This is a genomic window from Amycolatopsis sp. cmx-11-32 (genome assembly GCF_047608695.1).
GTDB lineage: Bacteria > Actinomycetota > Actinomycetes > Mycobacteriales > Pseudonocardiaceae > Amycolatopsis.
This window is the reverse complement of record NZ_JADNQN010000005.1, coordinates 664,991-686,604: the sequence shown is the minus strand read 5'-3', so window position 1 is coordinate 686,604 and position 21,614 is coordinate 664,991. Positions and strand designations below refer to the sequence as shown.

The window sequence follows — 21,614 nt, the reverse complement described above, 5'->3', positions numbered from 1 at the left end:
GACCCACGCCCTGGCCTGGCACACCCGGCTTCAGCACACCCTGCGCCGGCCGAACCACCAGCTCGACACCGGGCGGCGCGCCGCGTCACAACCCTCACCGCGTGGGCCCGCTGGTGCGAGGCCTGGGCATACCGGCCTACTCCGCACTCAGCGAACACGCCCGCCCGCGCGGCCGGACAGCACGAGAGGGGAGCGGCGATGAACACCCCGCACGAGGACACCCTCGCCCGCACCGGTGAGGTCCGGGAAGACCTGCGATTCGTTGCCACCGACGGTCCGGTCATCGGGTCGCTGTGCACCGGCGTGGCCGGTCTCGACCTCGGTGTCGCGGCCGTGCTCGGCGGGCGCGTCGCATGGTACTGCGAGGTCGACCCGCACGCGGCCGCGATCCTCGCCGCGCGCCTGCCCGGTGTGCCGAACCTGGGCGATTTGCGCGCGGTCGACTTCGTCTCCGTGGCACCGGTCGAGGTGCTCACGGCGGGCTTCCCCTGTCAGGACCACTCCACGACTGCCGCCGACCCCGCGCGCGACCGACGGCACCACAGGCTGTCCCGCGCAGCGCGGCTCGAAAGGCGATCTGATGCTGCCCTCGGTCGTCATCGCCGTCACCACACCCACGTCGAAACCCCGAGCGCGGAAAGAGGTGAAGACCGTGACGACCGCCCGCGCACCGCGCTCCCACCGCACAGCACGCGGTGAACCCGGGCCGGTGAACTGGGGTGAGTACACCGCCGCCGTACACCGATGGGAACTCATCACCGGCCGTCCCGCCCCGTACCCGGCGACCCCAGCCGCGCCGGGTGCCCGTTGATCGCGGTCGCCGCCCGCGCACGAGAACTCCATGCCTGCCACCGAACCCACCTCACAGCGAGGAGGTTGAGCAGCTGGCAGGGGGAGGCAGGAGACGCGCAACCGTTCGGGGGTCGCCGGGGTAGCGGGCGGCCCTGGATCCGGCGGACGGTAGACGGTGCGGCGGTCGGTGAGAGATTTGGCCGTCGGTTCGAGCCCGACCCGGCCCACTGTCAGGCAAAGTCGTGAGTGATAAGGACGGCTTCGGTTCTAATCGTCCTTACCACTCACGACACCCCACCATCCATTGTGGACTTTCCCGCTCAGAAGCGTGGAAGGTCCAGCAGGTTGTTCTTCCAGATGCCGTCGGCTCGCGTGCGGAGGAACTCGGGGCCGAAGGTGGGCTTGATGATCTCCACGGCCACCCGGTGGATTCCTTCGTCGACGTAGGCCTTCCCGTCGTCGTCCTCGATCCATGCCACGATCGCCGAAACGAAACTCTCACCGGTTTCGCCGCTGCCGGGGTTGATCCAGCGCAGTTTTGCGATGTTCTCGTGGAACTTCCCACCTTCGAGCCGCGCTGCGATGATCTTGATGGCCATGGTGCTACCTCTTCGGCTGGGTTCCCTCGAAGCGAACAGGGGTAATGCTGTACTCGCCGCCTGCCCGCACCCCGTTACGCCACCCGGGGGCCGTGCCTCGAACGTTACGAGTTCGAGCGGGCCGCCCGTTCTGAGTCAGATGACGCAGACCGCGGCCGTTCCGCCGTGTCAAAGTCCTTTCGCCGGCGGGGAACACCAGCCGGTGGAGAGGGGAAACAGACATGTGCGCTGCCCACAAGACATCGGCCGGACTCCTGGGTTCGACGGGAAGCGTCCTGACCGCGATGGTTCTGGCCGGTTGCGCGCCGGACCCGGCCCCGCAGGCCGCGCAGGCACCGCCTTCGTCGTCCGTCGCGGATTCCGCCGCCGCGGTGACCTGGATGAACGGATTCTGCGGCGCGGTCAAGGATTTCATCGACGGCAACAACAAGATGCAGTCGGCGAGCGGCGACACCGTCGAAGCCATCAAGAAGAGCACGAGCGACCAGCTCGGGCACTACGCGGCCATTCTGATCAAGACGGTCGACGGCCTCGGTGCTCTGCCCGCCGCGCCGGTTCCGGCCGGAGAGGTGGCGAAGCAGGACTTCCTCGCGAAGTACACCTCGGCACGTGACAAGACCGTGAAAGCGAAGGCCGACCTGGACGCGGCGGGGAAGAACGACACGGCGGCGCAAGGTCGCGCGGTCGAGGGGCTCATCGCCGCCCAGAAGGACACGCACAGCGCACTTGATCCGGTCGCGGCCATCCTGGGGGCTCCCGAGTTGAAGACGGCCGCGGCGACCGCGCAACGCTGCCGCCCTTGAGCAGGTTGTCCGCCAACCCCGTCTCGCACCGGGATGATGATGCGAGACAGGGCCGAGTGGGGAAGATCCAAGACGTTCAACGTCCCGATCTTCCCCACTCGGCTGTGCCGGAGCGGCAAGATCTTGCTGGTCAGACGTGGCAGGCGCACCGCTCACGGGTTTTCCAGCAAGATTTTGCGGAGTCGCGTCAAAGCGCGGTGCTGGGCGACGCGTACCGCGCCCGCCGTCGAACCGACCGACTTGGCCGTTTCCTCCGCCGACAAACCGACGACGATGCGCAGGACGACGATCTCGCGCTGTTTGGCGGGCAGGATCCGCAGCAGCTCACCCATCCGGTCGCTCAATTCGTTGTGCAGTGCGTGCTGTTCCGGGCCCGCTGAATCCGAGACCCCGTCGGGGACTTCGGCGACGGGCTCGGAGCGGTTGCGGGCGGCGGCACGGCGGGCGTCGGCGACCTTGTGCTGGGCGATGCCGTAGACGAAGGCGAGGAACGGCCGTCCTCGTTCGCGGTAGGAGGGCAGTGCGCGGAGGATCGCCACGCAGACCTCCTGCGCGACGTCGTCCGCGGAGGCGTACGTCCGTTCCTGTCTGCCGATCCGCGCCCGGCAGTACTTGATCACGAGCGGGCGGATGGTGGCCAGCAGGTGCTCCAGCGCCCGGCGGTCACCTTGTCCGGCGGCCTCGACGGGCGCGTCGAGGGAGTGCCAGTGGGTCGGCGTCACCTGTTCGGGCTCCGCCTTCGCCGGAGCGCCCGGCTCCACCAGTGCGAGTTCCCGGATCATCGCGCGGTTCTTGATCCGGGACAGGGTGTCTTCGACGTCGAGCCCCACCCTCAGCGCGTCGACGAAGGCTCCGTTGGCGTTGTCCAGGTGGCCGACGAACTCGGGGTCGTGCTCCTCCAGCCGGCCGCGCGCGTGGCGCAAGGTCGCGCTGACCGCCTCGTCCGCGATCCCGAGCACCCCGGCGATCTCCCGTGACGTGAAGCCGTCCAGTGCCCAGGCCATGCCGAGCTGCTGGCGTTTCGGCAGCCGCCCCAGCATGGTCAGGACGGACGACGCCTCGTCGGCGAGAACCGTGAGCTTGTCCTCCCTGCCGGCGTCGGTGAAGGCCCAGTTCCCCCGGACCGCGGTCTGCTCCTTCGCTCGCCGGTGCCCGACGCGGCGGACCCAAATTTTCGGCTGGGTGATGGTCCGCCAGTCCTCGTAGGCGTTGAGCATCGCCTCCGCCGCCGCGTCCCGCGCCGGATCGAGTGCGAACCCCGCCTTGCAGAGAAAGCCGGTGAGCAGCGCGAATTCGGCGTGGAAGAAGTCGTCGAACTCGTCGTGGCTCATCACCCGCACTCACCGCTCTCAGTCGCCTGACGCGCATGCCCTCATCAGGACAGGTGCGGTGAGCGGACCGCCAAGTGTAACGTTTCGGTAAAGGTGATGTTTGAGTTCCCGCCGTGCGTGGTTACCCGGCTGCGAACGGAAGTCGTTTGACGCGGAAGCGAAAATCGGAGAAAAGGAGGTGATAGGAAAATGGAAACGAGGATGGTGAGTGCCCTGAGCGAGGCCGCTTGCCAAGGTGAGGATCCCGAACTGTTCTTCCCGGTCACCGAGACCGGTCCCGGAGCACGGCAGGCAGCCATGGCGAAAGCCGTCTGCGCGCGGTGCCCGGTCACTTCGGCCTGCCTGGCCTTCGCGCTGGACAACGGACTGGCTGATGGCGTTTTCGGCGGGCTGACCGGCAGTGAACGGCGCCGCCTGGTTCGCGTCGGCAATGCCGCCTGAAACCACTCAAACGCGCGACTGAATTTCCTCTGTGGATCTCGTGCGCGAAAAAAGAGGGGCCCGGTTCGGCGAACCGGGCCCTCTTCGTGGTGGGTCAGGCGACCGCGTCCGCCACGGTCTCCTCGGCCAGTCGCTCGTTCCCAGACTGGGTCTTCAACGGCTTGTGCTTGAGGAAGGCGACGGCGACGATCACCAGCAGCGCGATCGGCGCGCTGATCAGGAACAACTCGCTGGTCGCCTCCCCGTAGGCCTCGCGGACGACGTTCGCGACCGGTTCGGGCAACGTGGCGATGTTCGGCACCGCGTTGCCGCCCTCGCCACCCTGAGGCAGCGGGCCGATGCCCTCGGTGATCAGGGCGGTGACCCGGTTCGCGAGCACGGCGCCCAGCGCGCTCACGCCGATCGAGCCGCCGAGACTGCGGAAGAACGACAGCGTGGAGGTCGCCGTGCCGAGATCGTGTGCGCCGACGTCGTTCTGCGCCACCAGGACCAGGTTCTGCATCAGCATGCCGACGCCGACCCCGAGGACCACCATGTACGCACCGAGTACGACGAGGTTCGTCTTCGCGTCGAGCGTGCCCAGCAGAGCGAGGCCCACGGTCATCAGGGCTGACCCGAGCAGCAGGTGGCTCTTCCACTTGCCGGTCCGGCTGATCAGCTGGCCCGAAACCGTGGAGGAGACGAGGAGGCCGAAGATCATCGGCAGGCTCAGCAGCCCCGCGACCGTCGGCGACTTGCCGAGTGACAGCTGGAAATACTGCGACAGGAACACTGTCCCGCCGAACATCGCGACACCGACGAGGAAACTCGCGAGGGTGGTCAGCGTGATCGTGCGGTTGCGGAACAGGCCCAGCGGCAGGATCGGCTCGGCCACCTTCGATTCGACGTAGACGGCGAGGGCGAGGATGACCACTCCCGCGGTCACCAGGCAGGCCGTCCACCACGAACCCCACGCGAACTGGTGCCCGGCCAGTGAAGACCAGACCAGCAGTGTCGAGACGCCCGCCATGATCAGGAACGCGCCGAGGTAGTCGACCTTCACCTCACGCCGGATCGTCGGCAGGTTCAGGGTGCGCTGCAGCAGCAGGATCGCCGCGATCGCGAACGGGACGCCGAGGAAGAAGCACCAGCGCCAGCCGAGCCACGAGGTGTCCACCATGACGCCGCCGATCAGCGGGCCCGCGATGGTCCCGACGGCGAACACGGCACCGAAGATCCCCGAGTACTTTCCGAGTTCACGTGGCGAGACGATGGCCGCCATGATCACCTGCGCGAGCGCGGTGAGCCCGCCCGCGCCGATGCCCTGCGCGACCCGGCTGCCGATCAGGAGCTCGATGTTGCCCGCGAACCCGGCGACCAGCGAACCGACCACGAACAGCCCGAGTGAGAGCTGGATCAGCAGTTTCTTGTTGTACAGGTCGGAAAGTTTGCCCCAGAGCGGAACCGTCGCGGTCATCGCGAGCAGTTCGGTGGTGACCACCCAGGTGTAGGACGACTGGGAGCCCCCGAGTTCGGAAACGATGCGCGGCAAGGCGTTCGCGACCACCGTCGAGGCGAGGATGGCCACGAACATGCCCATCATCAGCCCCGACATGGCTTCGAGAACCTGTTTGCGGCCCATCGAGCCCGGTGCGGCGTCCGGTTCTCGTGGTTCGGTCATGGATACGGACACAGCTGTCCCCCTTCGTGTTTCTGTGGTGCCGGGCGCGTCAGTGCGCGCGGCCGCCGGGCTCCGGGAGCCCCGCGAGAAGCATTTCGACGGCTTCGTCCAGTAGCTCGAGCGCGGACACCCGGCCGTCCTGCTGGTACCAGAGGATGAGCGCGGCGTTGACCGCGCCGCCGAGCGTGGACAGCAGCAACGTCGGGTACAGATCCGCCTTGGGATCCACGCCGGCGCGCCGCGCGATGGCCTCGATCGTCGGCGCGACGGTGTCGTGGTTCATAGCCACCGCGCGCGAATGCAGGGTGGCGTTCTCGTGGATCGCCTTCATTCGGCCGAGCCACTCTTCGCGGTTTTCGTCGATGTGGGCGATTTCCTCTTTCAGTGCATCGACGAAAGCGCGCGGAGTGCCGACTTCCTTCGGCGTGGCAAGGAATTTTTCGATGGTGCGCCGCGATCGCTCGGCGGTGTCGGCGTGCGCGATGACGACAGCGTCCTCTTTGGACGCGAAGTAGTTGAAGAAGGTGCGCGACGAGACCCCTGCCGCCGCGCTGATGTCCTCGACCGTCACTTGGTCCAGACCGCGTTCGGCGACGAGCCGGACGGCGGTGGTCGCCAGTGCGCGGTGGGTTTCCAGCCGCTTGCGCTCGCGGAGACCTTTGACGGGTTCGGACACGAGCATCACGATACGCCTAAAGATGCAGAGACTGCAAAATTGCAGTTTGTGAACCGTGCCACTGCCGGACGGCCGGGACTCGCCTGGCAGACTGCGGCGGGTGAGCGGAACGGTGCTGGTACTGGGCGGGCGAAGCGAGATCGGCCTCGCGGTCGCGGAGCGGCTCGCCAGGGGCGGGGCGCGCAAGATCGTGCTGGCCGCGCGACGGAGTGTGGACCTCGGAGCCGAGTCCGAGCGAGTACAGGCCGCGGGCGCGGAGACGGTCGACGCGGTCGAGTTCGACGCCGACGACCTCGCCGGGCACGGTCCGTTCCTCGAGAAGGTCGTCGCGGAGCACGGACCACTGGACGTCGTCGTCACCGCTTTCGGGATTCTCGGCGACCAGGCGCGTGCCGAAGCGGACGCCGGGCACGCCGTCGCGATCGTGCACACCGACTATGTGGCTCACGTGAGTGTGCTGACTCAGGTGGCCATTGTGCTTCGTGAGCAAGGAAGCGGAAGCCTGGTGGTGTTCTCGTCGGTCGCCGGGGTGCGGGTCCGGCGGGCGAACTACGTCTACGGATCGGCCAAGGCGGGCCTCGACGGTTTCGCGAGCGGTCTGGCGGACGCCCTGCACGGCACCGGTGTGCACCTGCTGCTCGTCCGGCCCGGTTTCGTGATCGGCCGGATGACCGAGGGCATGTCGCCGGCGCCGTTCTCGAGCACACCCGATCAGGTCGCCGACGCGACGGTCGCCGCGCTCCGGAAGCGCCGGGACACGGTGTGGGTGCCAGGACTGCTGAGGCTGGTGTTCGCCGTGATGCGGGTGGTGCCGCGCGCGATCTGGCGCCGGATGCCCCGATAGGAAGCGCAGCGCGGTCAGTCCGGCACTCGGTGTCGCGACGGGTTGTCTGCTTGATCACTTTCGCTGGTCCGAACGGGCTTTAAGACCCGTTCATGACACGTTTCTCAGGTAATTCCCAGCTAACGCGGTGATCCTCGAACGTGGGGGATCGTTCACGGAAGCGGGGAGAAGGTCGTGCTGCTGACGTCGCGGGGACGGCGGATCGGCGGCCGCGTCGCACTGGGCCTGGTGTCGACGGCGGTACTGGGGATCACGGGTTACGCGTGGACCCAGTTGAGTCGTTTGGACGAAGCGATCGTCACGGCCGATGTGATCGCGCCCTCCGCCCAGGTGCCCGTCGGCCCGGCGGGTGAGCCGCTGAAGGTGGCGCAGAACATCCTGCTCGTCGGAATCGACTCGCGTACCGACACCAACGGGAATCCGTTGCCGCAGAACGTCCTCGACGCGTTGCACGCCGGTGCCGGCGACGCCGGTGGCGACACCACCGACACGATGATCGTCGTCCACATCCCGGCGGGCGGGGCCGCGGCCACTGCCATCTCCATCCCGCGCGATTCCTATGTGGACATCGTGGGTGGCTTCGGCAAGCACAAGATCAACTCGGCGTACAGCCGCGGCAAGAACGCCGCGATGAGTTCGCTGCGCGCACAGGGCCTGACCGGCGCGCAGCTCGAGGTCAAGGCCAACGAAGCGGCCGCCAAACTCACGATCCAGACGATCGAGCAGTTCACCGGGCTGTCCATCAACCACTACGCCGCCGTCAACCTCGCCGGGTTCTCCGCACTGAGCGAAGCCGTCGGCGGGGTCGAGGTCTGCCTCAAAGAACCGGTGCAGGACAAGCGCTCCGGGGCTTCGTTCCCCGCGGGGAAGCAGTTGCTTTCCGGGCCACAGGCGCTCGCTTTCGTGCGGCAGCGGCATGGACTGCCCAGCGACCTCGACCGCATCGCGCGGCAGCAGGCGTTCCTCTCCAGCATGGCCAAGACCATGCTGGACGCCGGGACCTTCACCGATCCCGCGAGGCTGAGCGCCCTGGCAGGCGCGATCCAGGGCTCGGTCGTACTCGACCGCGGCTGGGATGTGGTGAGCTTCGCGCGACAGCTGCGGCGGATGAGTTCGGGAGCGCTGAAGTTCCAGACCATCCCGGTCCAGAGCCTTTCCCTGCCGACGCCGTCCGACGGCGACGCGGTGAAGGTGGACCCGGCCGAGGTGAAGGCGTTCGTGGAGTCCGCGCTGACGTCCACGAGCGTCGCCGCGGTGGGGGAGCCGACCGGCGGGATCGGGATCAAGCCGGTCGCGGCGACCTCCTCTGTCGCCGCTCCGCCTTCGTCGTCTTCCGTGCCGCCTGAGCCGGCCGGCTGCGTCAGCTAAGTACGTGAAGGCCCCTTCTCGTCAGGCCGCTCACTGTCACGATCGGGCCGGTACGGCAGGACTGTGTGGATTTTGGGACATCTGACGTCCCAAAATCCACCCAGTCAGCCACCATGGCCCGGCACCGCGAGAGGGCGCGTGTCCCCATGCCTCCTTGAGGCATCAACCGAGGCACCGTGGGAACGGCCAGTCACGCGTGTCGTCCGTCAGATCACACGAAAGCGCTTTGCCCGGTGATGGCCTTTCCGACGATCAGCGTGTTCATCTCGCGCGTGCCTTCGAACGAGTAGATCGCTTCGGCGTCGGTGAAGAACCGCATGATGTCGTTGTCCAGCACGATCCCGTTGCCGCCGAAGATCTCCCGGCCCCAGGCGACGACCTCTCGCATCCGCGAGGTAACGAACGCCTTGGCCAGCGACGAGTGCTCGTCCTTGAAGATCCCCGCGTCCTGCAGCCGTGCCAGTTGCACCAGCATGCCCCACGACGCGGTGATGTTGCCGAGGCTCTTCACCAGCATGTCCTGCACCATCTGGAACCGCGCGATCGGACGGCCGAACTGCTCGCGCTCCTTGGCGTAGTCCAGCGCGAGTTCGTAGGCGCCGATCATCACGCCCAGTCCCTGCCAGGCCACCCCGCCACGGGTCGCGCGCAGGATCTCCGCGACGTCGCGGAACGAGTCGATGCCCTGCAGCCGGTTGGCCTCCGGCACCCGGACGTCGGTCAGCGTGATCTCCGCGTTCTCCACGATCCGGAACGCGAACTTGTTCTCGATCTTGACCGGGACGAACCCGGGTGAGTCCTTCTCGACGACGAAACCCTTGACGTTGTTGTCGCCCTCGTCGCGGGCCCACACGATGACCAGGTCCGCGAAGGTCGCGTTCCCGATCCACTTCTTGGCGCCGTTGAGGATCCAGGTGTCACCCTCACGTCGAGCCGTGGTGCGCATGCCGCCCGCGACGTCGGAACCGCCGAGCGGCTCGGTCATCGCGAACGCGCCGATCTTGTCCATCGCGGCCATCGACGGGAGCCAGCGATCGCGCTGCTCCTGGTCGCCACCCGAGTAGATGCTGTACATCGCGAGTCCGTTGTGGACACCGAAGAACGTGGCCACGGAGGGATCCGTGCGGGTCATCTCCATCGCCATCATGCCGCTGAGCAGGTGGCTGGTGGCCGGGAGGTGCTCGCCGTAGCCCTCGTAGGGCAGCCCGGCGAGGCCCTGCTCACGGAACTTGCCGACGAGCTCGTGCGGGAACTCACCCTTCGCCCAGTACTCGTTCACGAGCGGTTTGACCTCGGTGCGCATGAAATCGCGTGCCTTGAGCAGCAGCTTGCGCTCCTCGTCCGGCAGCAGGGCTTCGTAGCCGTAGAAGTCGGCGGTCAGCTGCTCTTTCAGTGTGCTGGTCATCTCAGTTCTCCTCCGTCCGGGCACTGTCCAAAGCGGACAGAACCGCGAGCTGCTTGCGGTCGCGCGTCTCGGCGAGTTCCGAGTACGTGGAGGAGCCGTAAGCGGATTCCACGGCTTCGATGAGCCGTTCCTGTTCTTCCGGGTCCTGCGAGGGCTGCCCGAGGCCCGCCCACATCTTCTTCATCGACTTGCCGATGTGCTCGGCCATGTGCCGATAGCCACCGGGGCCGCCGCCCAGGTGCGAGCCGAGGAACGGCCCGACGGTCGACCAGCGGATGCCGAGCGAGTTCGTCATCACCGTGTCCACTTCGGACGGGGAAACGACGCCCTGTTCCACCAGGTAGATCGCCTCGCGGCTCAGCGCGTTCTGCAGCCGGTTGCCGACGAAGCCGGGGATCTCCTTGCGTTCCACCACCGGCGTGCGGCCGACGAACCGGTAGAACTCCACGGCCCGGTCCACCGACTCGGCACTCGTTCGCTCGCCGGGCACGACCTCGACCAGCGGGATCAGGTGCGGCGGGTTGAACGGGTGCCCGATCAGGACACGCGACGCGTCGCCGAGGTCCGCCGCGAACGCCGTCGAGGGGATCGCCGAAGACGAGCTGAGCAGCAGTGCGTGCGACGGCGCCTCGCGGACCAGCGTCGCGAACAGGTCCTTCTTGAACTCGACGTTCTCGGGTCCGTTCTCCTGCACGACATCGGCGTGCCGGACGGCTTCCGTGATATCAGTGGCGAGGTGGACGCGAGGGGCGAGGGCCGCGGCGTCCTGGCCGAGATGCGGGGCGTAGGCCTCCAGTGCGCCGGTGACGGCGTCGGCGAGGTCCGGCCGCGGGTCCGAGACCCAGACGTCCATCCCGTGCGAGGCGAACAACACCGTCCACGAAAGGCCGATGGTCCCCGCGCCGATCACCGCGGCGGTGCGAAAAGTCATGACCGCGCTCCCTTCAGGTAGTCGAAGACCGGTTTGACCGGGGCGAGTGTCAGGTCGGTGAGGATGTGGCTCGCGGCGACGACCTCCAGCACGGGGAGATCGGCGAGCGGCGCCAGGACGTGCTGGAACAGTTGCAGCCGCGCGGGTCCGGTCCACGCTTCCTTGACCACCACGTCGGTGATCTCGGTGCGGACCAATTCGAAGACCCGCGGCGAACCGTCGTAGTCCGGGATGGTCTTGAGCATGAACGTCGGCACCGTGATCTGGGCTTCGGCTTCGCGGACGTCCAGCCGGTGGTGCTTGTAGCCCATTGTCGCGGTCGCGACGCGCTGGCTGCCGTAGTCGAGTGTCCCGACGAGTGCGCCGTTCTCGGCGAACAACTCCGGCGAGCCGATGGTCTTCGGGTAGGCGCTGATCTCGCGGCCGGACGCGGTGGCCGGGAAGTTGTCGAGGTACATCGCGTGCAGGTATTCGCCGCGCTCGCCCTCGAAGCTCACCGGGATCGCCTGGCCGGACTCGGTGTAGGGCCCGTAGCCGCTGACGTCGCCCATCTTCATCACCTCGAACCGCACCAGCGGCTCGTCGATTTCCAGGGGCTCCGGGACGACGGCGCGCAGGGCGTCGGCGTCGGTGCGGTAGACGATGTTGAGGTACTCGCGGTTGGTGAACCGGGGCACCACCGGCGCGTACGCCGGGTTCGTGAGCGGGGTGGTCACGTGCTGGAGAACTTCTTGCTGCTTCATGTCACTCACCAGTCCTCTCACTTGAAGTCCACTGTGGAGCGCGGCGTTCGGCGAAGGCCTGCATGCCCTCGCGGACGTCGGCCGACTTCATCAGCGCCGGCAACTCCGAACGCTGGGTGGCAAACGCTTGCGCGTCCGGAACGCCGTCGGCGGCGCGGACGATCTTCTTGACCAGTGCCAGCGCCAGGGGAGCGTTGGCGGCGACCTGTTCGGCGAGTTGCAGTGCGACGGCGGCGGCCTCACCGGCCGGGACGATGCGGTTCACCAGGCCAAGGCTTCCGGCGCGCTCGGCGCTGATCGGCTCGCCGGTGAGCAGGAACTCCATCGCCAGGTGGTGCGGGATCCGCTTCGGCAGCCGGATCACGCCACCGCCGGCGGCGATCAGCCCGCGCTTCACCTCGGGCAACCCGAACTTCGCGTCTTCGGCGGCGACGATCAGGTCGCAGCCCAGCGCCAGTTCGAACCCGCCGCCCATGGCCCAGCCTTCGACGGCGGCGATCAGCGGTTTCGACAACTCGGCCTCGGTCAGCCCGCCGAATCCGCGGCCGGGGATCTCGGGCGACTCGCCCTTCAACGCGGCCTTGAGGTCCATGCCCGCGCTGAACGAACCGTCCGCGCCGGTCAGGACCCCGGCCCGCAGCGCGGGATCGGATTCCAGGAGGTCGAGTGCTTCGGCCAGACCGGCCGCGACGGCGGCGTTCACCGCGTTGCGGGCCTGCGGCCGGTCGATCGTGATCAGCAGGGTGCCGCCGACCTTTTCGGTCCTTACTTCGTTGATGCTCATGGTCTTCCTCAGTTCACAGAAGTGAGTTCGCGCAGGACGTCTTCGGTGTCCTGGCCCGGCAGGGGAGCCAGGCGCCGCACGGAACCGGGGGTCGCGGAGAACTTCACCGGGATGCCGATGGTGCGGATCGCGCCCTCGCTCGGGTGCTCGACGACGTCGAGCAGGTGGCCGTCGCGGACGTACTCGTCGTCCTGTGCGGTGTCCAGTTCCAGGACCGGGGCCATCGGGATGCTGTGCTTCGCGCAGACCTCGGTCCACTCTTCGGTGGTCAGTGCCGGGGCGCAGTCGGCGATCATCTCGGCGAGCGCTTCGTGGTCGGCGCCGTCGATGGCGTCGCCGTTGACCCGCGGGTCCTCGGTCAGGTCCGGCCGTCCCGCGGCCTGGAAGAAGTCGCGGAAGTTCTGCGGGTTGTAGGGGATCACGCAGGCCATGCCGTCCTTGGTGTGCACGGCCTTGTGCCCGGGGTTCATCGACGGGCCGAAGCCGGTCGGGCTTTCCGCGGGCTCGAAAACGTGCCCGGCCAGGTGTTCGACGAGGTTGAACGCGATCAGCGTGTCGGTCATCGGGATCTCGACGCGCTGGCCCTCGCCGGTCTTGTCACGGTGCACCAGCGCCGCGAGCACGGTGTAGGCGATGGTCAGGGAGGAGACCTTGTCGCCGATGATCGTCGGCAGGTACACCGGCTTGCCCAGCGCGCGGTTCGCGATATCGACCAGGCCGGACGCGGCCTGCACGGTCTCGTCGTAGGCGGCGTGGCCCGCGCGGTCGGAGTCGCTGCGGAAGCCCTGCGCGTGGGCGTAGACCAGGCCGGGGTTGCGCGCGGCGACGTCGGCGTAGTTCATGCCGAGCCTGCTCAGCGCGCCCGGTCGCATGTTGGTGATGAGCACGTCGGCGGTGTCGATCAGCTCGAGTGCCTGTTCGCGCTGCTCCTCGTCCTTGAGGTTGAGGGCGACGCTGCGTTTGTTGCGGTTCACGTTCAGGTTGAGCGCGGTCATTCCCGGCGTCGTGCGGAATTTGCCCACCCGGACGGTGTCGGCGGGGGACTCGATCTTGATCACGTCGGCGCCGAGGTCGCCGAGGATCTGCGCGGCATACGGGCCCATGACCACCGTCGAGAGGTCGATCACGCGAACGCCGTCCAGTGGTCCGGTGGCGGTCTGAGTCATCATTGCTTCCCTTCGCCGTTGTTCGCTCTACCTTCGAAGTTAGGCGCGAATAGTGATAAAGGGAATGATCAAGAAAAGAAGAATGGTATGACCACAGTGGTCATACCATTCTGGTGTCCCCATTGGGCTCTGGTGAGAAGTAAATATCCAGGAGAGGGCGGAACCGATTCCTGTATCGTCGATCTCGGCTCAGCACGGTGACCGGCTCGTTCGCCGGGTTGGAGCCGGGGCGAAGCGTGATTCGTGTGATCAGGCGACAGCGGTGCCGCGCCACCCCAGATCGCCATCTCACCCGCATGCGGCACCTTCCCGCTCAGGTCGAAAGCGGTTCGGCGAAGATCTCGCGGACACCTTCGACGAGTCCGGCGAGGTCGCCGTCCTCCGCGCGGTCGCGGCGCCAGACCAGGGCGGTCTCCAGCCGGGGCCGGAAATCCGTGAACGGCAGGATGGTGGCGCCGTCGACGAGGAACAGGTGCATCGGACTGGCCGGATCGAGCATCGTGATCGAGAACGACGAACCGTTCGCCACCAATTCTGAAATGCCCGAATATTCGGTTCCGCCGACTTTGAGCCTTTTCTTGATCCCCGCGTTGAACAAGGTGCGGTCCATATCGTCCGAATAGGCCGGAATGCTTTCCGAGGCGGACGCGATGTAGGACAGATCACTCAGTTCGGCGATGTCCACCGTTTCCCGCCCGGCGAACCGGCCGGCGGGCACGACGGCGCCGAGCCGCTCGACCTGCACCGGGATCATCTCCAGCGCGGGATCGGTCACCGGCATCCGGACCAGCGACAACGCGAGTTTGCCCTCGTGCACCGCGGCGACCAGGTCGGGGGTCGTCCCCGGCCAGCGTTTGAGTTCGAACCGGTCGTGACAGTGTTCTTCGAGCCGTTTGACCCGCTCCCGCAGTGCCGGGTGCACCCCGGCGGGCATCCCGACGAACACCGTGCTCCGCCGCGGTTTCACCGCTTCCCGCAGCCGCCAGGGAATGGCGTTGACCTGTTCGAGGACGTCCCGCGCGATGGGCAGCAGCGCCGCGCCCGCCGCGGTGAGCGTCACGTGGTGCGTGCTGCGGTCGAACAGCTTGTGGCCGAGTTCGTGTTCGAGATCCTTGACGCGCTGGCTCAGCGGGGAGGCGGCCATATGCAGTTTCCTGGCCGCCTGGGAGAAGTTCAGTTCCTCCGCGACGGCCACGAAGTACCGCAGGTGCAACATCTCCACGTGATCACCTTAACCGGAAAGTCACCGTGAACGCGGCTCCGCCTTCCGGTGCGTGCCCGCGGTCGGCGTCCCGCCCATCCGGGTGACCAGACCGTTGGCCAGCGCGAGCCCGATGCCGAACCGACCGGGCGGCTGTCGCGGTACCGCTTGTTCAGCACCCCGCGGCCGGACGCGACCGGGTAATCCTCCGGTGCCAGCCCGGACCCGCCAGGCGCGCCTGCTCCTCGAAAGACGTCAGGGAGAACACGACCGGAGCGCCTGCCGGAGTCACCCGAAGGGTGTTCTCGGCCAGCCCGTCGACGACTTGGCGAAGCCTTCGCGGATCGGCGATGACCGGGACCTCGCCGGGTGGCCGCTCGACCAGCAGCGTTGCCGGCGAAGTCGTTGTGCTTCTTTTGCGCCGGTCCTCGGCCCTGGCATCGAGGTTCGCGACCGCCCGGGGTGTCGCAAAGAGTGGAGAACCCGTCGCAGGCCAGCCCGGAACGTCTCGTCTTCGCGGGTGAACCTGTGCGTGCGGACACCCGGGTCGCCGGAACCGCCACGGTGACGGTGACCGCCGCTCGGACAAACCGAGCGCGCGCTCGGCGCGATGCTGGGCGACTACGGTCCCGCGACGGTGCGGAACACGAAGTTCTCCGCACTCGGCCTCCAGAACCTGACGAGCCGCTCCTGCTGGGGCGCGGGAACGGCCGCGGACAGCGGGTGTTTCCTCGACACCGTCGCCGATCTGACCACTGTGGACACCCGGATCGTGGCGACCGGCCGGGCCGACCTCGGCCACCACCGCTCGCTCTGGCGAGCGGTGGTGCCAGGCAAGGCGTACACGATGACGTTCCGGTTGAGCAGCCTCGACCACGTCGTCCCCGCCGGGCACCGGCTGGCGCTCGTCCTCGGCGGGACGGACGCGGACATGGTCGACCCGGCCCTGCCCGCGACCGGCGCCCGGGTGACCTTCGATCTCGCTGGAACCTCTTACGGTCCCGATCGCTCCCCGCAATTAGTCCTCTGGTTGCGATAGGCGACGGCCCCGGCGCTGTGGTTGTCGCGAAAGCCACTTTCGAGACGTCAGATGTCCCGAAAGTGGCTTTCGCGACATGCCAGACGGGACCCGCCCTCTGCCGCTTCCTCGCGCGGCGCCCCATAAAGTAGGCGCATGCCAGCCCCACGACGTACGCAGGAGGAACGCAGCGCCGCGATGCGCGTCAGGCTGCTCGACGCCACGATCGACTGTCTCGTCGAGTACGGCTACGCGGGCACCACGACCACTCGTGTCGCAGACCTCGCCGGGGTGACCCGCGGTGCGCAGGTGCATCACTTCCCGACCAAGACCGATCTCGTCACCTCCGCGATCCGGCATCTCGCGGCCAGGCGCACCGAGGTCGCGATGGCGGAGATCGACCGGCTCAAGGCGTCGGCCGATCCGGTCGGGGACGCGTTGCAGCTGATGTGGGAGATGCATCAGGGCCCGGTCTTCTCGGCGACCGTGGAACTGTGGGTGGCCTCGCGCACCGACCCGGATCTGCGTGCGCAGATGGCGGTGGTCGAGCCGATCGCGACGAGCAGCCTTGTCGAATTCGGCAAGGCGCTGCTTCCGGGCCATTCGGCGCATCCGGAGTTCCTGCACGCGGTGTACACGGCGATGGACGTCGTCCGCGGCATCCTCATCGCCAGCTGGGCGACCCGTGACCAGGCCGAACTGGAAGCCCGCTGGGAGCGCGGCCGACGTCACCTGATCCTGCTGTTCGACGCGCTGATGCAGCCCGCTCCCTCTCGCTAGGCATGTTACTCTCCCAGGGAGAGTGAGGAGGTCACGTGCTCGGAGACCCGTACGACCCCGACTGTCCCACCCGCGCGCTGCTCGACCGCATCGGCGACCAGTGGACCGTGCTGATCGTCGGTGTGCTCGGCGACGGCCCGCTCCGGTTCACCGAGATCGGCAAGCGGGTGCGCGGCATCTCGCAGAAGGTCCTCACCCAGACGCTCCGCAGCCTCGTCCGCGACGGCATCCTGACGCGCACCGCGTACCCGGAGATCCCGCCGCACGTCGAATACGAGCTGACCGCGCTCGGCCGCAATCTCGCCGAACCACTGGAGATGCTCGATCGGTGGGCCCGCGTCCACATGGGCGAAGTCCTCGACTCCCGCAAGAGCCACGACGGGCAGCTCAGCGCTTGACCAGACCGGCCTCGTGCGCCAGCAGCCCGGCCTGGGTCCGGTTCGCGCAGTCCAGTTTGACCAGCATCCGCGACACGTAGCTCTTCACCGTCGCCTCGGCCAGGTGCAGCCGCGCCGCGATGTCCGCATTGGACAGCCCTTCGCCAAGACAGGTCATGACGTCTCTTTCCCGCTCTGTCAGCCCTTCGGTCTTCCGGCGCGCGTCGTCGCCGCGACGCCGTCCGTCGGCCGACATCGCCACCAGTCGTTGCGCCGCTTCGGGGGAGAGCACGGTGTGCCCGTCGGCGGCGACGCGGACCAGCCCGATGAGGTCCTCGGGCGGCGTCGACTTCACCAGGAACCCGGCCGCGCCCGCCCGCAGCGCGCGGATGACGTAGGTGTCCGCGTCGAACGTCGTCAGCGCGACGACGGCGGGCGGTTCCGGGAGTTTCGCGATCCGCTCGATGGCGGTCAGCCCGTCGACGCCGGGCATCCGCAGGTCCATCAGCACCACCCGCGGCCGGTGCCGGACCACGGCTTCGACCGCCTCGGCGCCGTCCTGTGCCTGCGCCACCACCTCGATGTCGGCCGCGGAACCGAGGATCGTCCGCAGATGCGCGCAGACCATCGGTTCATCGTCGACGACGATCACCCGGATCACGCGTTTCCCTCCGTCGTCGGGACGTAGGCGGGCAGTATCGCATCGACGCGGTACCCGCCGCCCGCCATCGGGCCCGCGTCGAACCGGCCGCCGATCAGCTCGACGCGTTGCCGCAGCCCGGCCAGCCCCGCGCCGGACCCGCTGCCCGCCAGCGCCGGATCCGGCGCGGCACCGCGTCGCGTGTTCTCCACCGTCACGTCCAGACCACCCGCGTGATAGCGGAGTTCGACGGTGACGTTCGAGCCGGGCGCGTGCTTGCGGACGTTCGTCAGCGCTTCCTGCACGACGCGGTACGCGGTGCGGGCGACGGCCGGGGAGATCCGCCCGGGATCGCCGTGCACGGTCAGTTCGGTCGGGATGCCCACCGACGCCGATTCCGCGACCAGTGTCGCCGGGTCGCCGGCCGTGCCGTCGGTGAGCGTGCGCGGCTCGGCGTTCGCGCCGTTGCGCAGCACACCGACGAGATCGCGCAGTTCGTCCAGTGCCAGCGCGCCCTCACGCCGGATGTCCTCGGCGGAGGCCCGCACCGCTTCGTCGGCCGAGACGACGCCGAGCGCGCCGGCGTGCAGCACCATCAGGCTCAGCCGGTGGGTGACGACGTCGTGCATCTCCTCGGCCAGCTTCCGCCGTTCCTCGGCGCGGGCGCGTTCGGCCAGCAGGTGCTGCTCGCGTTCGGCGCGTTCGGCACGGTCCCGCAGCGAGCGCAGCAACTGGCGCCGCGCCTCGAAGTACAGCGAGATCGCGGTGGGGAACGCCGTGCCGAGCAAACCGAACGGGGTGGTGTTCCACTGCGCGTCCCACGGCCGGGACGCGCAGATTACCAGGATCGCGGTCAGCCAGAGCAGCGTCCGCCGGTCCATCAGGCGGGCCAGCTGGCTCAGTACCACCGGGGTGATCGTCGGGACGGTCATCAGCGTCAGCTGCCGCTCCGGCACCAGCAGCCCGGGGGAGAACAGGTCGGAGGCGAGCATCAGCAGCGCGCCCGCGGTGACCAGGCCCGCGATCAGCCGCGGGAACCGGAACAGCAGGATCAGCGAGAGATCGAGCAGCACCTGCATGGTGACACCGGCGGCGGGCCCCGCCCAGCCGGTCGTCGGCTCGCCGAACACGTACAGCGAGATGTCCAGGCCCACGAACGCGAGCGACGCCAGCGTGAGCCACAAGGTGTCGACCGGACCGGGCCGGAACGGCCTGCTTTTCTCCACGGGACGACGGTAACCAGCCGGGGACACTGACGCCGGGGATCCGCAACTTTCGGTTATCCGGTCACCCTCCTTACCCGGTTTCCCGGGCGGTGCGTTCGCGGTGGACTGGGGATCATGAGCAACGCGACTCAGACAGTCCAAACTGGACAGGTGCGGGAAGCGGCTTTCGCCGGCCTGCCGGTGTTCGCCGTCGCCACGCTGGCCGGAGCCGCGCTACTGGCCACGAGCGGCCGGTACGCGCACGGCTTCGACGAGCTGTACTTCCTGATGGCGGGACGGGAACACCTGGCGTGGGGCTATTTCGACCAGCCGCCGTCGATCCCGGCGCTGGCCGGGGCGATGGACTCGCTGTTCCCCGGTTCGCTGGTGATGCTGCGCCTGCCGATGACGCTGGCCGCGGCGGCGGGGGTGGTCGTCACCGCCCTGATCGCCAGGGAACTGGGTGGTGGACGCGGCGCACAGGTGCTCGCGGCCGGGCTCTACGCGGCGTCCGGGGTGATCATCGTCAGCCACTGGACCGGCACCTATGTCCTCGATCCGTTCCTCTGGACGGTGATCGTCTGGCTGGTCGTCCGCTGGGTCCGCACCCGCAGTGACGGGCTGCTGGTCTGGGCGGGCGTCGTCACCGCGATCTCCCTGCAGACGAAGTTCCTCATCCCCGCGTTCTGGGCGCTCGCCCTCCTGAGCGCGCTCGTGCTCGGGCCGAGGGAACTCCTGCGGCGGCCGAAGTTGTGGCTGGGCGCGGGGATCGCCGCCGTCGCGACCGTCCCGACCCTGCTCTGGCAGGCGGCCAACGGCTGGCCGTATCTGATCATGAACGACGTCGTGGCGGCGGAATTTCCCGGCACCTGGCCCTTCCTGCGCGACGGCTTCCTGACGGCGGGTGTCGGGGCGGGCGTGCTCGCGTTCGTCTACGGCCTCGTCCGGCTGAACTTCTCCCGCGAACTTCGCGGCCATCGCTTCCTTGGGGTGGCGATAGTCGCGCTCATCGTCGCGTTCCTGCTGCTGCACGGGCGTTCCTACTACCTGATGAGCGTCTTCGCGCTGCCGTTCGCCGCCGCGGCGACGGGTTTCGTGAAGCACGTTCCCCGGTGGCGGCTGATCGCCTGGCCCGCGATGGTGCTTTCGGCGGTGATCACCCTCGCGGGCCTGCCGATCTACCCGGCGGGCATGACGCGGACCAGCTTCGGCCCGATCACCCTCGGCAGTTCCTTCGCCGGTGGCGAACTACCGCAACAGGAACTGGTCAAGGCGGTCGGCGGGACCTACGCCGCCCTGCCACCGGAGCAGCGAGCACGCACCGCCGTCTTCGCCGAGATCTACCCGTTCGCCGCCGCGACCGAGTTCTACGGCCCGCGGTACGGCATCCAGCACGTTTACAGTGGCCACCGCGGTTACTGGTACTTCGACCGGCCACCGGAGTCCGCGGACAGCGTGCTGTTCCTCGGCTTCGACCCGGAGCTGCTCAAGCCGTACTTCGCCACGGTGACTCCGGTGGTGGAAGGGCTGCTGTGGCGGTACGACGGCAGGCGGGGTTCGTGGGACGAGATCTGGCCGAAGTTGGAGAGGCACTGACGATGACCGAATTTCCTTTATCCGCCAAGGCGTATCTGCTCGCCTGTGACGTCGGCAAGGGCAAGCTGCGGGACAGGCACCGGGCGAGCCTGCTCGTCAGCGGCGCCGCGATGACCGACCTCGCGTTGCGCGGGCGCGTCGCCGACGCGGACGGCCGGGTCACGGTGTCCGGCGCGGGGCCGACAGGCGACCTCGTCCTCGACGAACTGCTCGCCGAGATCGCGGGGGAGCGCCCCCGGAAGTGGAAATGGTGGGTGCGCAAGGACGCGCGCGGCATCTTGGAGGCGGTGGAGTCCCAGCTCGACACGGCGGGCGTGATCGAGATGAAGACCGGCCGGACGCTGGGCCTGTTCCCCTCGCGCCACCCGATCGTGCGGGATCCCGCCGTCGTCGACAGGCTGCGCGTTCTGGTCGATCAGGCGTTGCGCGGGTCTTCACCGGTATCCGATGTGGACGCCGCACTCACCACGCTCGTGGCCGCTGTCGAACTCCGTGACGTCATTCCCGGCAAGGACAGGCGCCGCTACAAGGAGCGGATCGAGGAGCTGACCGAGCAGGGCGGGGACGCGGTTCCCGCACTGCGGAAGCTGTTCAAGGAGATGCGGGCGGTGCAGGCGTCGGTCGCGTCCTCACCCGGCGGGAGCTGAGCCGAACAGCCGGTCGAGGTAGTAGTCCACAGTGGACAACGCCTCGTCCGGTGTGCGGTGCTGCAGCACGATGTTGGTGCCCTGCGAATCCGCGAGCGCCCAGAGAATCGCCGATTCGTGCTCCGGATCGGCCGACTTGTCGACATCGCCCGCGTCCTGCCCCTGGCGGATCAGCACGGCGAACAGTTCGAACAACTGGGGAACGCCGTCGGTGTACGCGGCCGCGAAGGACGGATCGGAGATCGCGCGGATGAAGAACGCGACGCCCATCAGCCAGTCGCCTCGGGCGCGTTCGTCGAGCGGCAGGATCTCGGTCATGATCGCGCGGAGGATGGTCTTGGGGGTCGACGGCAGTTCCCCGGTCTCCAAGCGGGCTTTGAGTCGCTCCTCGTAGACCCGCGAGCGGCGTTCGACGGCGAACAGCAGCATCTCGTCCTTGGTCTTGAAGTAGTGCTGCACCAGGCCCATCGACATACCCGCTTCGGCGGCGACATGCCGGAGGCTGACCCCTTCGAGGCCGCGCGTGGCCGTCAGCCGCGTCAGCGCCTCGGCGATCTCCGCGCGGCGCGCGGCGTGATCCACCTGCTTCGGCACCCTCACCATCCGT

General features: G+C 68.2%; 23 protein-coding genes and 1 pseudogene. 10 read left to right on the top strand and 14 right to left on the bottom strand.

Translation table 11 applies throughout. The features are described from left to right. Nucleotides 1-198 precede the first annotated feature (198 nt). Entirely contained in the window at nucleotides 199-699 is a 501-nt protein-coding gene (locus tag ACM6LR_RS19485) for a DNA cytosine methyltransferase (protein WP_414937166.1), read from the top strand. A gap of 413 nt (nucleotides 700-1,112) precedes the next feature. Here ACM6LR_RS19485 and ACM6LR_RS19480 read toward each other — a convergent pair whose 3' ends face one another. Further along, nucleotides 1,113-1,391, bottom strand: a complete 279-nt coding sequence (locus tag ACM6LR_RS19480; protein ID WP_414937167.1) for a DUF3892 domain-containing protein — start codon at nucleotides 1,389-1,391, stop codon at nucleotides 1,113-1,115. A 221-nt stretch (nucleotides 1,392-1,612) separates the two neighbouring features. On the opposite strand from ACM6LR_RS19480, the gene ACM6LR_RS19475 reads away from it, so the two are divergent. Next, complete coding sequence (locus tag ACM6LR_RS19475; RefSeq protein WP_414937168.1) at nucleotides 1,613-2,194, top strand: hypothetical protein; 582 nt, start codon at nucleotides 1,613-1,615, stop codon at nucleotides 2,192-2,194. Between the two features lie 152 nt (nucleotides 2,195-2,346). On the opposite strand, the gene shbA is transcribed toward ACM6LR_RS19475, so the two are convergent. Then, the gene (shbA, locus tag ACM6LR_RS19470) at nucleotides 2,347-3,525 is read right to left on the bottom strand and encodes an RNA polymerase sigma factor ShbA (RefSeq protein WP_414937169.1); all 1,179 of its coding nucleotides are present in this window, start codon (nucleotides 3,523-3,525) and stop codon (nucleotides 2,347-2,349) included. A 189-nt stretch (nucleotides 3,526-3,714) separates the two neighbouring features. On the opposite strand from shbA, the gene ACM6LR_RS19465 reads away from it, so the two are divergent. Next, nucleotides 3,715-3,966, top strand: coding sequence for a WhiB family transcriptional regulator (locus tag ACM6LR_RS19465; protein ID WP_414937170.1), 252 nt, complete (start codon nucleotides 3,715-3,717; stop codon nucleotides 3,964-3,966). A 94-nt stretch (nucleotides 3,967-4,060) separates the two neighbouring features. Here ACM6LR_RS19465 and ACM6LR_RS19460 read toward each other — a convergent pair whose 3' ends face one another. Beyond that, entirely contained in the window at nucleotides 4,061-5,587 is a 1,527-nt protein-coding gene (locus tag ACM6LR_RS19460) for an MDR family MFS transporter (protein ID WP_414944264.1), read from the bottom strand. A gap of 88 nt (nucleotides 5,588-5,675) precedes the next feature. After that, on the bottom strand, nucleotides 5,676-6,308 hold the full coding sequence (locus tag ACM6LR_RS19455) for a TetR/AcrR family transcriptional regulator (RefSeq protein WP_414937171.1): 633 nt from the start codon (nucleotides 6,306-6,308) through the stop codon (nucleotides 5,676-5,678). Between the two features lie 94 nt (nucleotides 6,309-6,402). Here ACM6LR_RS19455 and ACM6LR_RS19450 point away from each other — a divergent pair, with 94 nt between their 5' ends. Together ACM6LR_RS19450 and ACM6LR_RS19445 are read left to right on the top strand one after the other, a co-directional pair. Then, nucleotides 6,403-7,146, top strand: a complete 744-nt coding sequence (locus ACM6LR_RS19450; protein ID WP_414944236.1) for an SDR family NAD(P)-dependent oxidoreductase — start codon at nucleotides 6,403-6,405, stop codon at nucleotides 7,144-7,146. 174 nt (nucleotides 7,147-7,320) lie between these two features. Next, complete coding sequence (locus tag ACM6LR_RS19445; RefSeq protein WP_414944235.1) at nucleotides 7,321-8,514, top strand: LCP family protein; 1,194 nt, start codon at nucleotides 7,321-7,323, stop codon at nucleotides 8,512-8,514. Between the two features lie 211 nt (nucleotides 8,515-8,725). Here the strand turns inward: ACM6LR_RS19445 and ACM6LR_RS19440 are convergent, their stop codons facing one another. From ACM6LR_RS19440 to ACM6LR_RS19410, 7 genes and pseudogenes are all read right to left on the bottom strand, one after another. Then, on the bottom strand, nucleotides 8,726-9,919 hold the full coding sequence (locus ACM6LR_RS19440) for an acyl-CoA dehydrogenase family protein (protein ID WP_414937174.1): 1,194 nt from the start codon (nucleotides 9,917-9,919) through the stop codon (nucleotides 8,726-8,728). 1 nt (nucleotide 9,920) lies between these two features. Then, nucleotides 9,921-10,850, bottom strand: coding sequence for a 3-hydroxyacyl-CoA dehydrogenase NAD-binding domain-containing protein (locus ACM6LR_RS19435; RefSeq protein WP_414937175.1), 930 nt, complete (start codon nucleotides 10,848-10,850; stop codon nucleotides 9,921-9,923). Next, complete coding sequence (locus ACM6LR_RS19430; RefSeq protein ID WP_414937176.1) at nucleotides 10,847-11,593, bottom strand: acetoacetate decarboxylase; 747 nt, start codon at nucleotides 11,591-11,593, stop codon at nucleotides 10,847-10,849. The genes ACM6LR_RS19435 and ACM6LR_RS19430 overlap by 4 nt, the downstream gene beginning before the upstream one ends. Before the next feature lies 1 nt (nucleotide 11,594). Beyond that, nucleotides 11,595-12,377 carry a crotonase/enoyl-CoA hydratase family protein gene (locus tag ACM6LR_RS19425; RefSeq protein ID WP_414937177.1) on the bottom strand — a complete coding sequence of 261 codons (783 nt, stop codon included), beginning with the start codon at nucleotides 12,375-12,377 and terminating at the stop codon, nucleotides 11,595-11,597. Nucleotides 12,378-12,385: 8 nt separating this feature from the next. Continuing rightward, nucleotides 12,386-13,543, bottom strand: coding sequence for a CaiB/BaiF CoA transferase family protein (locus ACM6LR_RS19420; protein WP_414937178.1), 1,158 nt, complete (start codon nucleotides 13,541-13,543; stop codon nucleotides 12,386-12,388). A gap of 313 nt (nucleotides 13,544-13,856) precedes the next feature. After that, a complete protein-coding gene (locus ACM6LR_RS19415; RefSeq protein ID WP_414937179.1) occupies nucleotides 13,857-14,765 on the bottom strand; it encodes a LysR family transcriptional regulator in 909 nt (302 codons plus the stop codon). A 4-nt stretch (nucleotides 14,766-14,769) separates the two neighbouring features. Continuing rightward, nucleotides 14,770-15,135 (bottom strand): annotated as a pseudogene (locus ACM6LR_RS19410) (ATP-binding protein); the annotation flags it as partial. A 219-nt stretch (nucleotides 15,136-15,354) separates the two neighbouring features. Between ACM6LR_RS19410 and ACM6LR_RS19405 the strand changes: the two are divergent. The 3 genes from ACM6LR_RS19405 to ACM6LR_RS19395 all read left to right on the top strand — a co-directional run bounded on the left by ACM6LR_RS19405 (nucleotide 15,355) and on the right by ACM6LR_RS19395 (nucleotide 16,940). After that, entirely contained in the window at nucleotides 15,355-15,783 is a 429-nt protein-coding gene (locus ACM6LR_RS19405) for a CocE/NonD family hydrolase C-terminal non-catalytic domain-containing protein (protein WP_414944234.1), read from the top strand. Nucleotides 15,784-15,960: 177 nt separating this feature from the next. Next, nucleotides 15,961-16,542 (top strand): TetR/AcrR family transcriptional regulator, encoded by a 582-nt coding sequence (locus ACM6LR_RS19400; RefSeq protein ID WP_414944263.1) that lies wholly within the window; start codon nucleotides 15,961-15,963, stop codon nucleotides 16,540-16,542. Between the two features lie 35 nt (nucleotides 16,543-16,577). Then, on the top strand, nucleotides 16,578-16,940 hold the full coding sequence (locus tag ACM6LR_RS19395) for a winged helix-turn-helix transcriptional regulator (protein ID WP_414937181.1): 363 nt from the start codon (nucleotides 16,578-16,580) through the stop codon (nucleotides 16,938-16,940). Here the strand turns inward: ACM6LR_RS19395 and ACM6LR_RS19390 are convergent. Together ACM6LR_RS19390 and ACM6LR_RS19385 are read right to left on the bottom strand one after the other, a co-directional pair. Continuing rightward, nucleotides 16,930-17,580 (bottom strand): response regulator transcription factor, encoded by a 651-nt coding sequence (locus ACM6LR_RS19390; protein WP_414944233.1) that lies wholly within the window; start codon nucleotides 17,578-17,580, stop codon nucleotides 16,930-16,932. The two genes, ACM6LR_RS19395 and ACM6LR_RS19390, sit on opposite strands and share 11 nt — an antisense overlap. After that, nucleotides 17,577-18,785 (bottom strand): sensor histidine kinase, encoded by a 1,209-nt coding sequence (locus ACM6LR_RS19385; protein ID WP_414937183.1) that lies wholly within the window; start codon nucleotides 18,783-18,785, stop codon nucleotides 17,577-17,579. The genes ACM6LR_RS19390 and ACM6LR_RS19385 overlap by 4 nt, the downstream gene beginning before the upstream one ends. Nucleotides 18,786-18,899: 114 nt before the next feature. Here ACM6LR_RS19385 and ACM6LR_RS19380 point away from each other — a divergent pair, with 114 nt between their 5' ends. Together ACM6LR_RS19380 and ACM6LR_RS19375 are read left to right on the top strand one after the other, a co-directional pair. Beyond that, nucleotides 18,900-20,360, top strand: a complete 1,461-nt coding sequence (locus ACM6LR_RS19380; RefSeq protein ID WP_414937184.1) for an ArnT family glycosyltransferase — start codon at nucleotides 18,900-18,902, stop codon at nucleotides 20,358-20,360. Nucleotides 20,361-20,362: 2 nt separating this feature from the next. Then, nucleotides 20,363-21,007, top strand: a complete 645-nt coding sequence (locus tag ACM6LR_RS19375) for a GOLPH3/VPS74 family protein (RefSeq protein ID WP_414937185.1) — start codon at nucleotides 20,363-20,365, stop codon at nucleotides 21,005-21,007. On the opposite strand, the gene ACM6LR_RS19370 is transcribed toward ACM6LR_RS19375, so the two are convergent. Then, on the bottom strand, nucleotides 20,990-21,610 hold the full coding sequence (locus ACM6LR_RS19370; protein WP_414937186.1) for a TetR/AcrR family transcriptional regulator: 621 nt from the start codon (nucleotides 21,608-21,610) through the stop codon (nucleotides 20,990-20,992). The genes ACM6LR_RS19375 and ACM6LR_RS19370 overlap by 18 nt on opposite strands. Nucleotides 21,611-21,614: the final 4 nt, after the last annotated feature.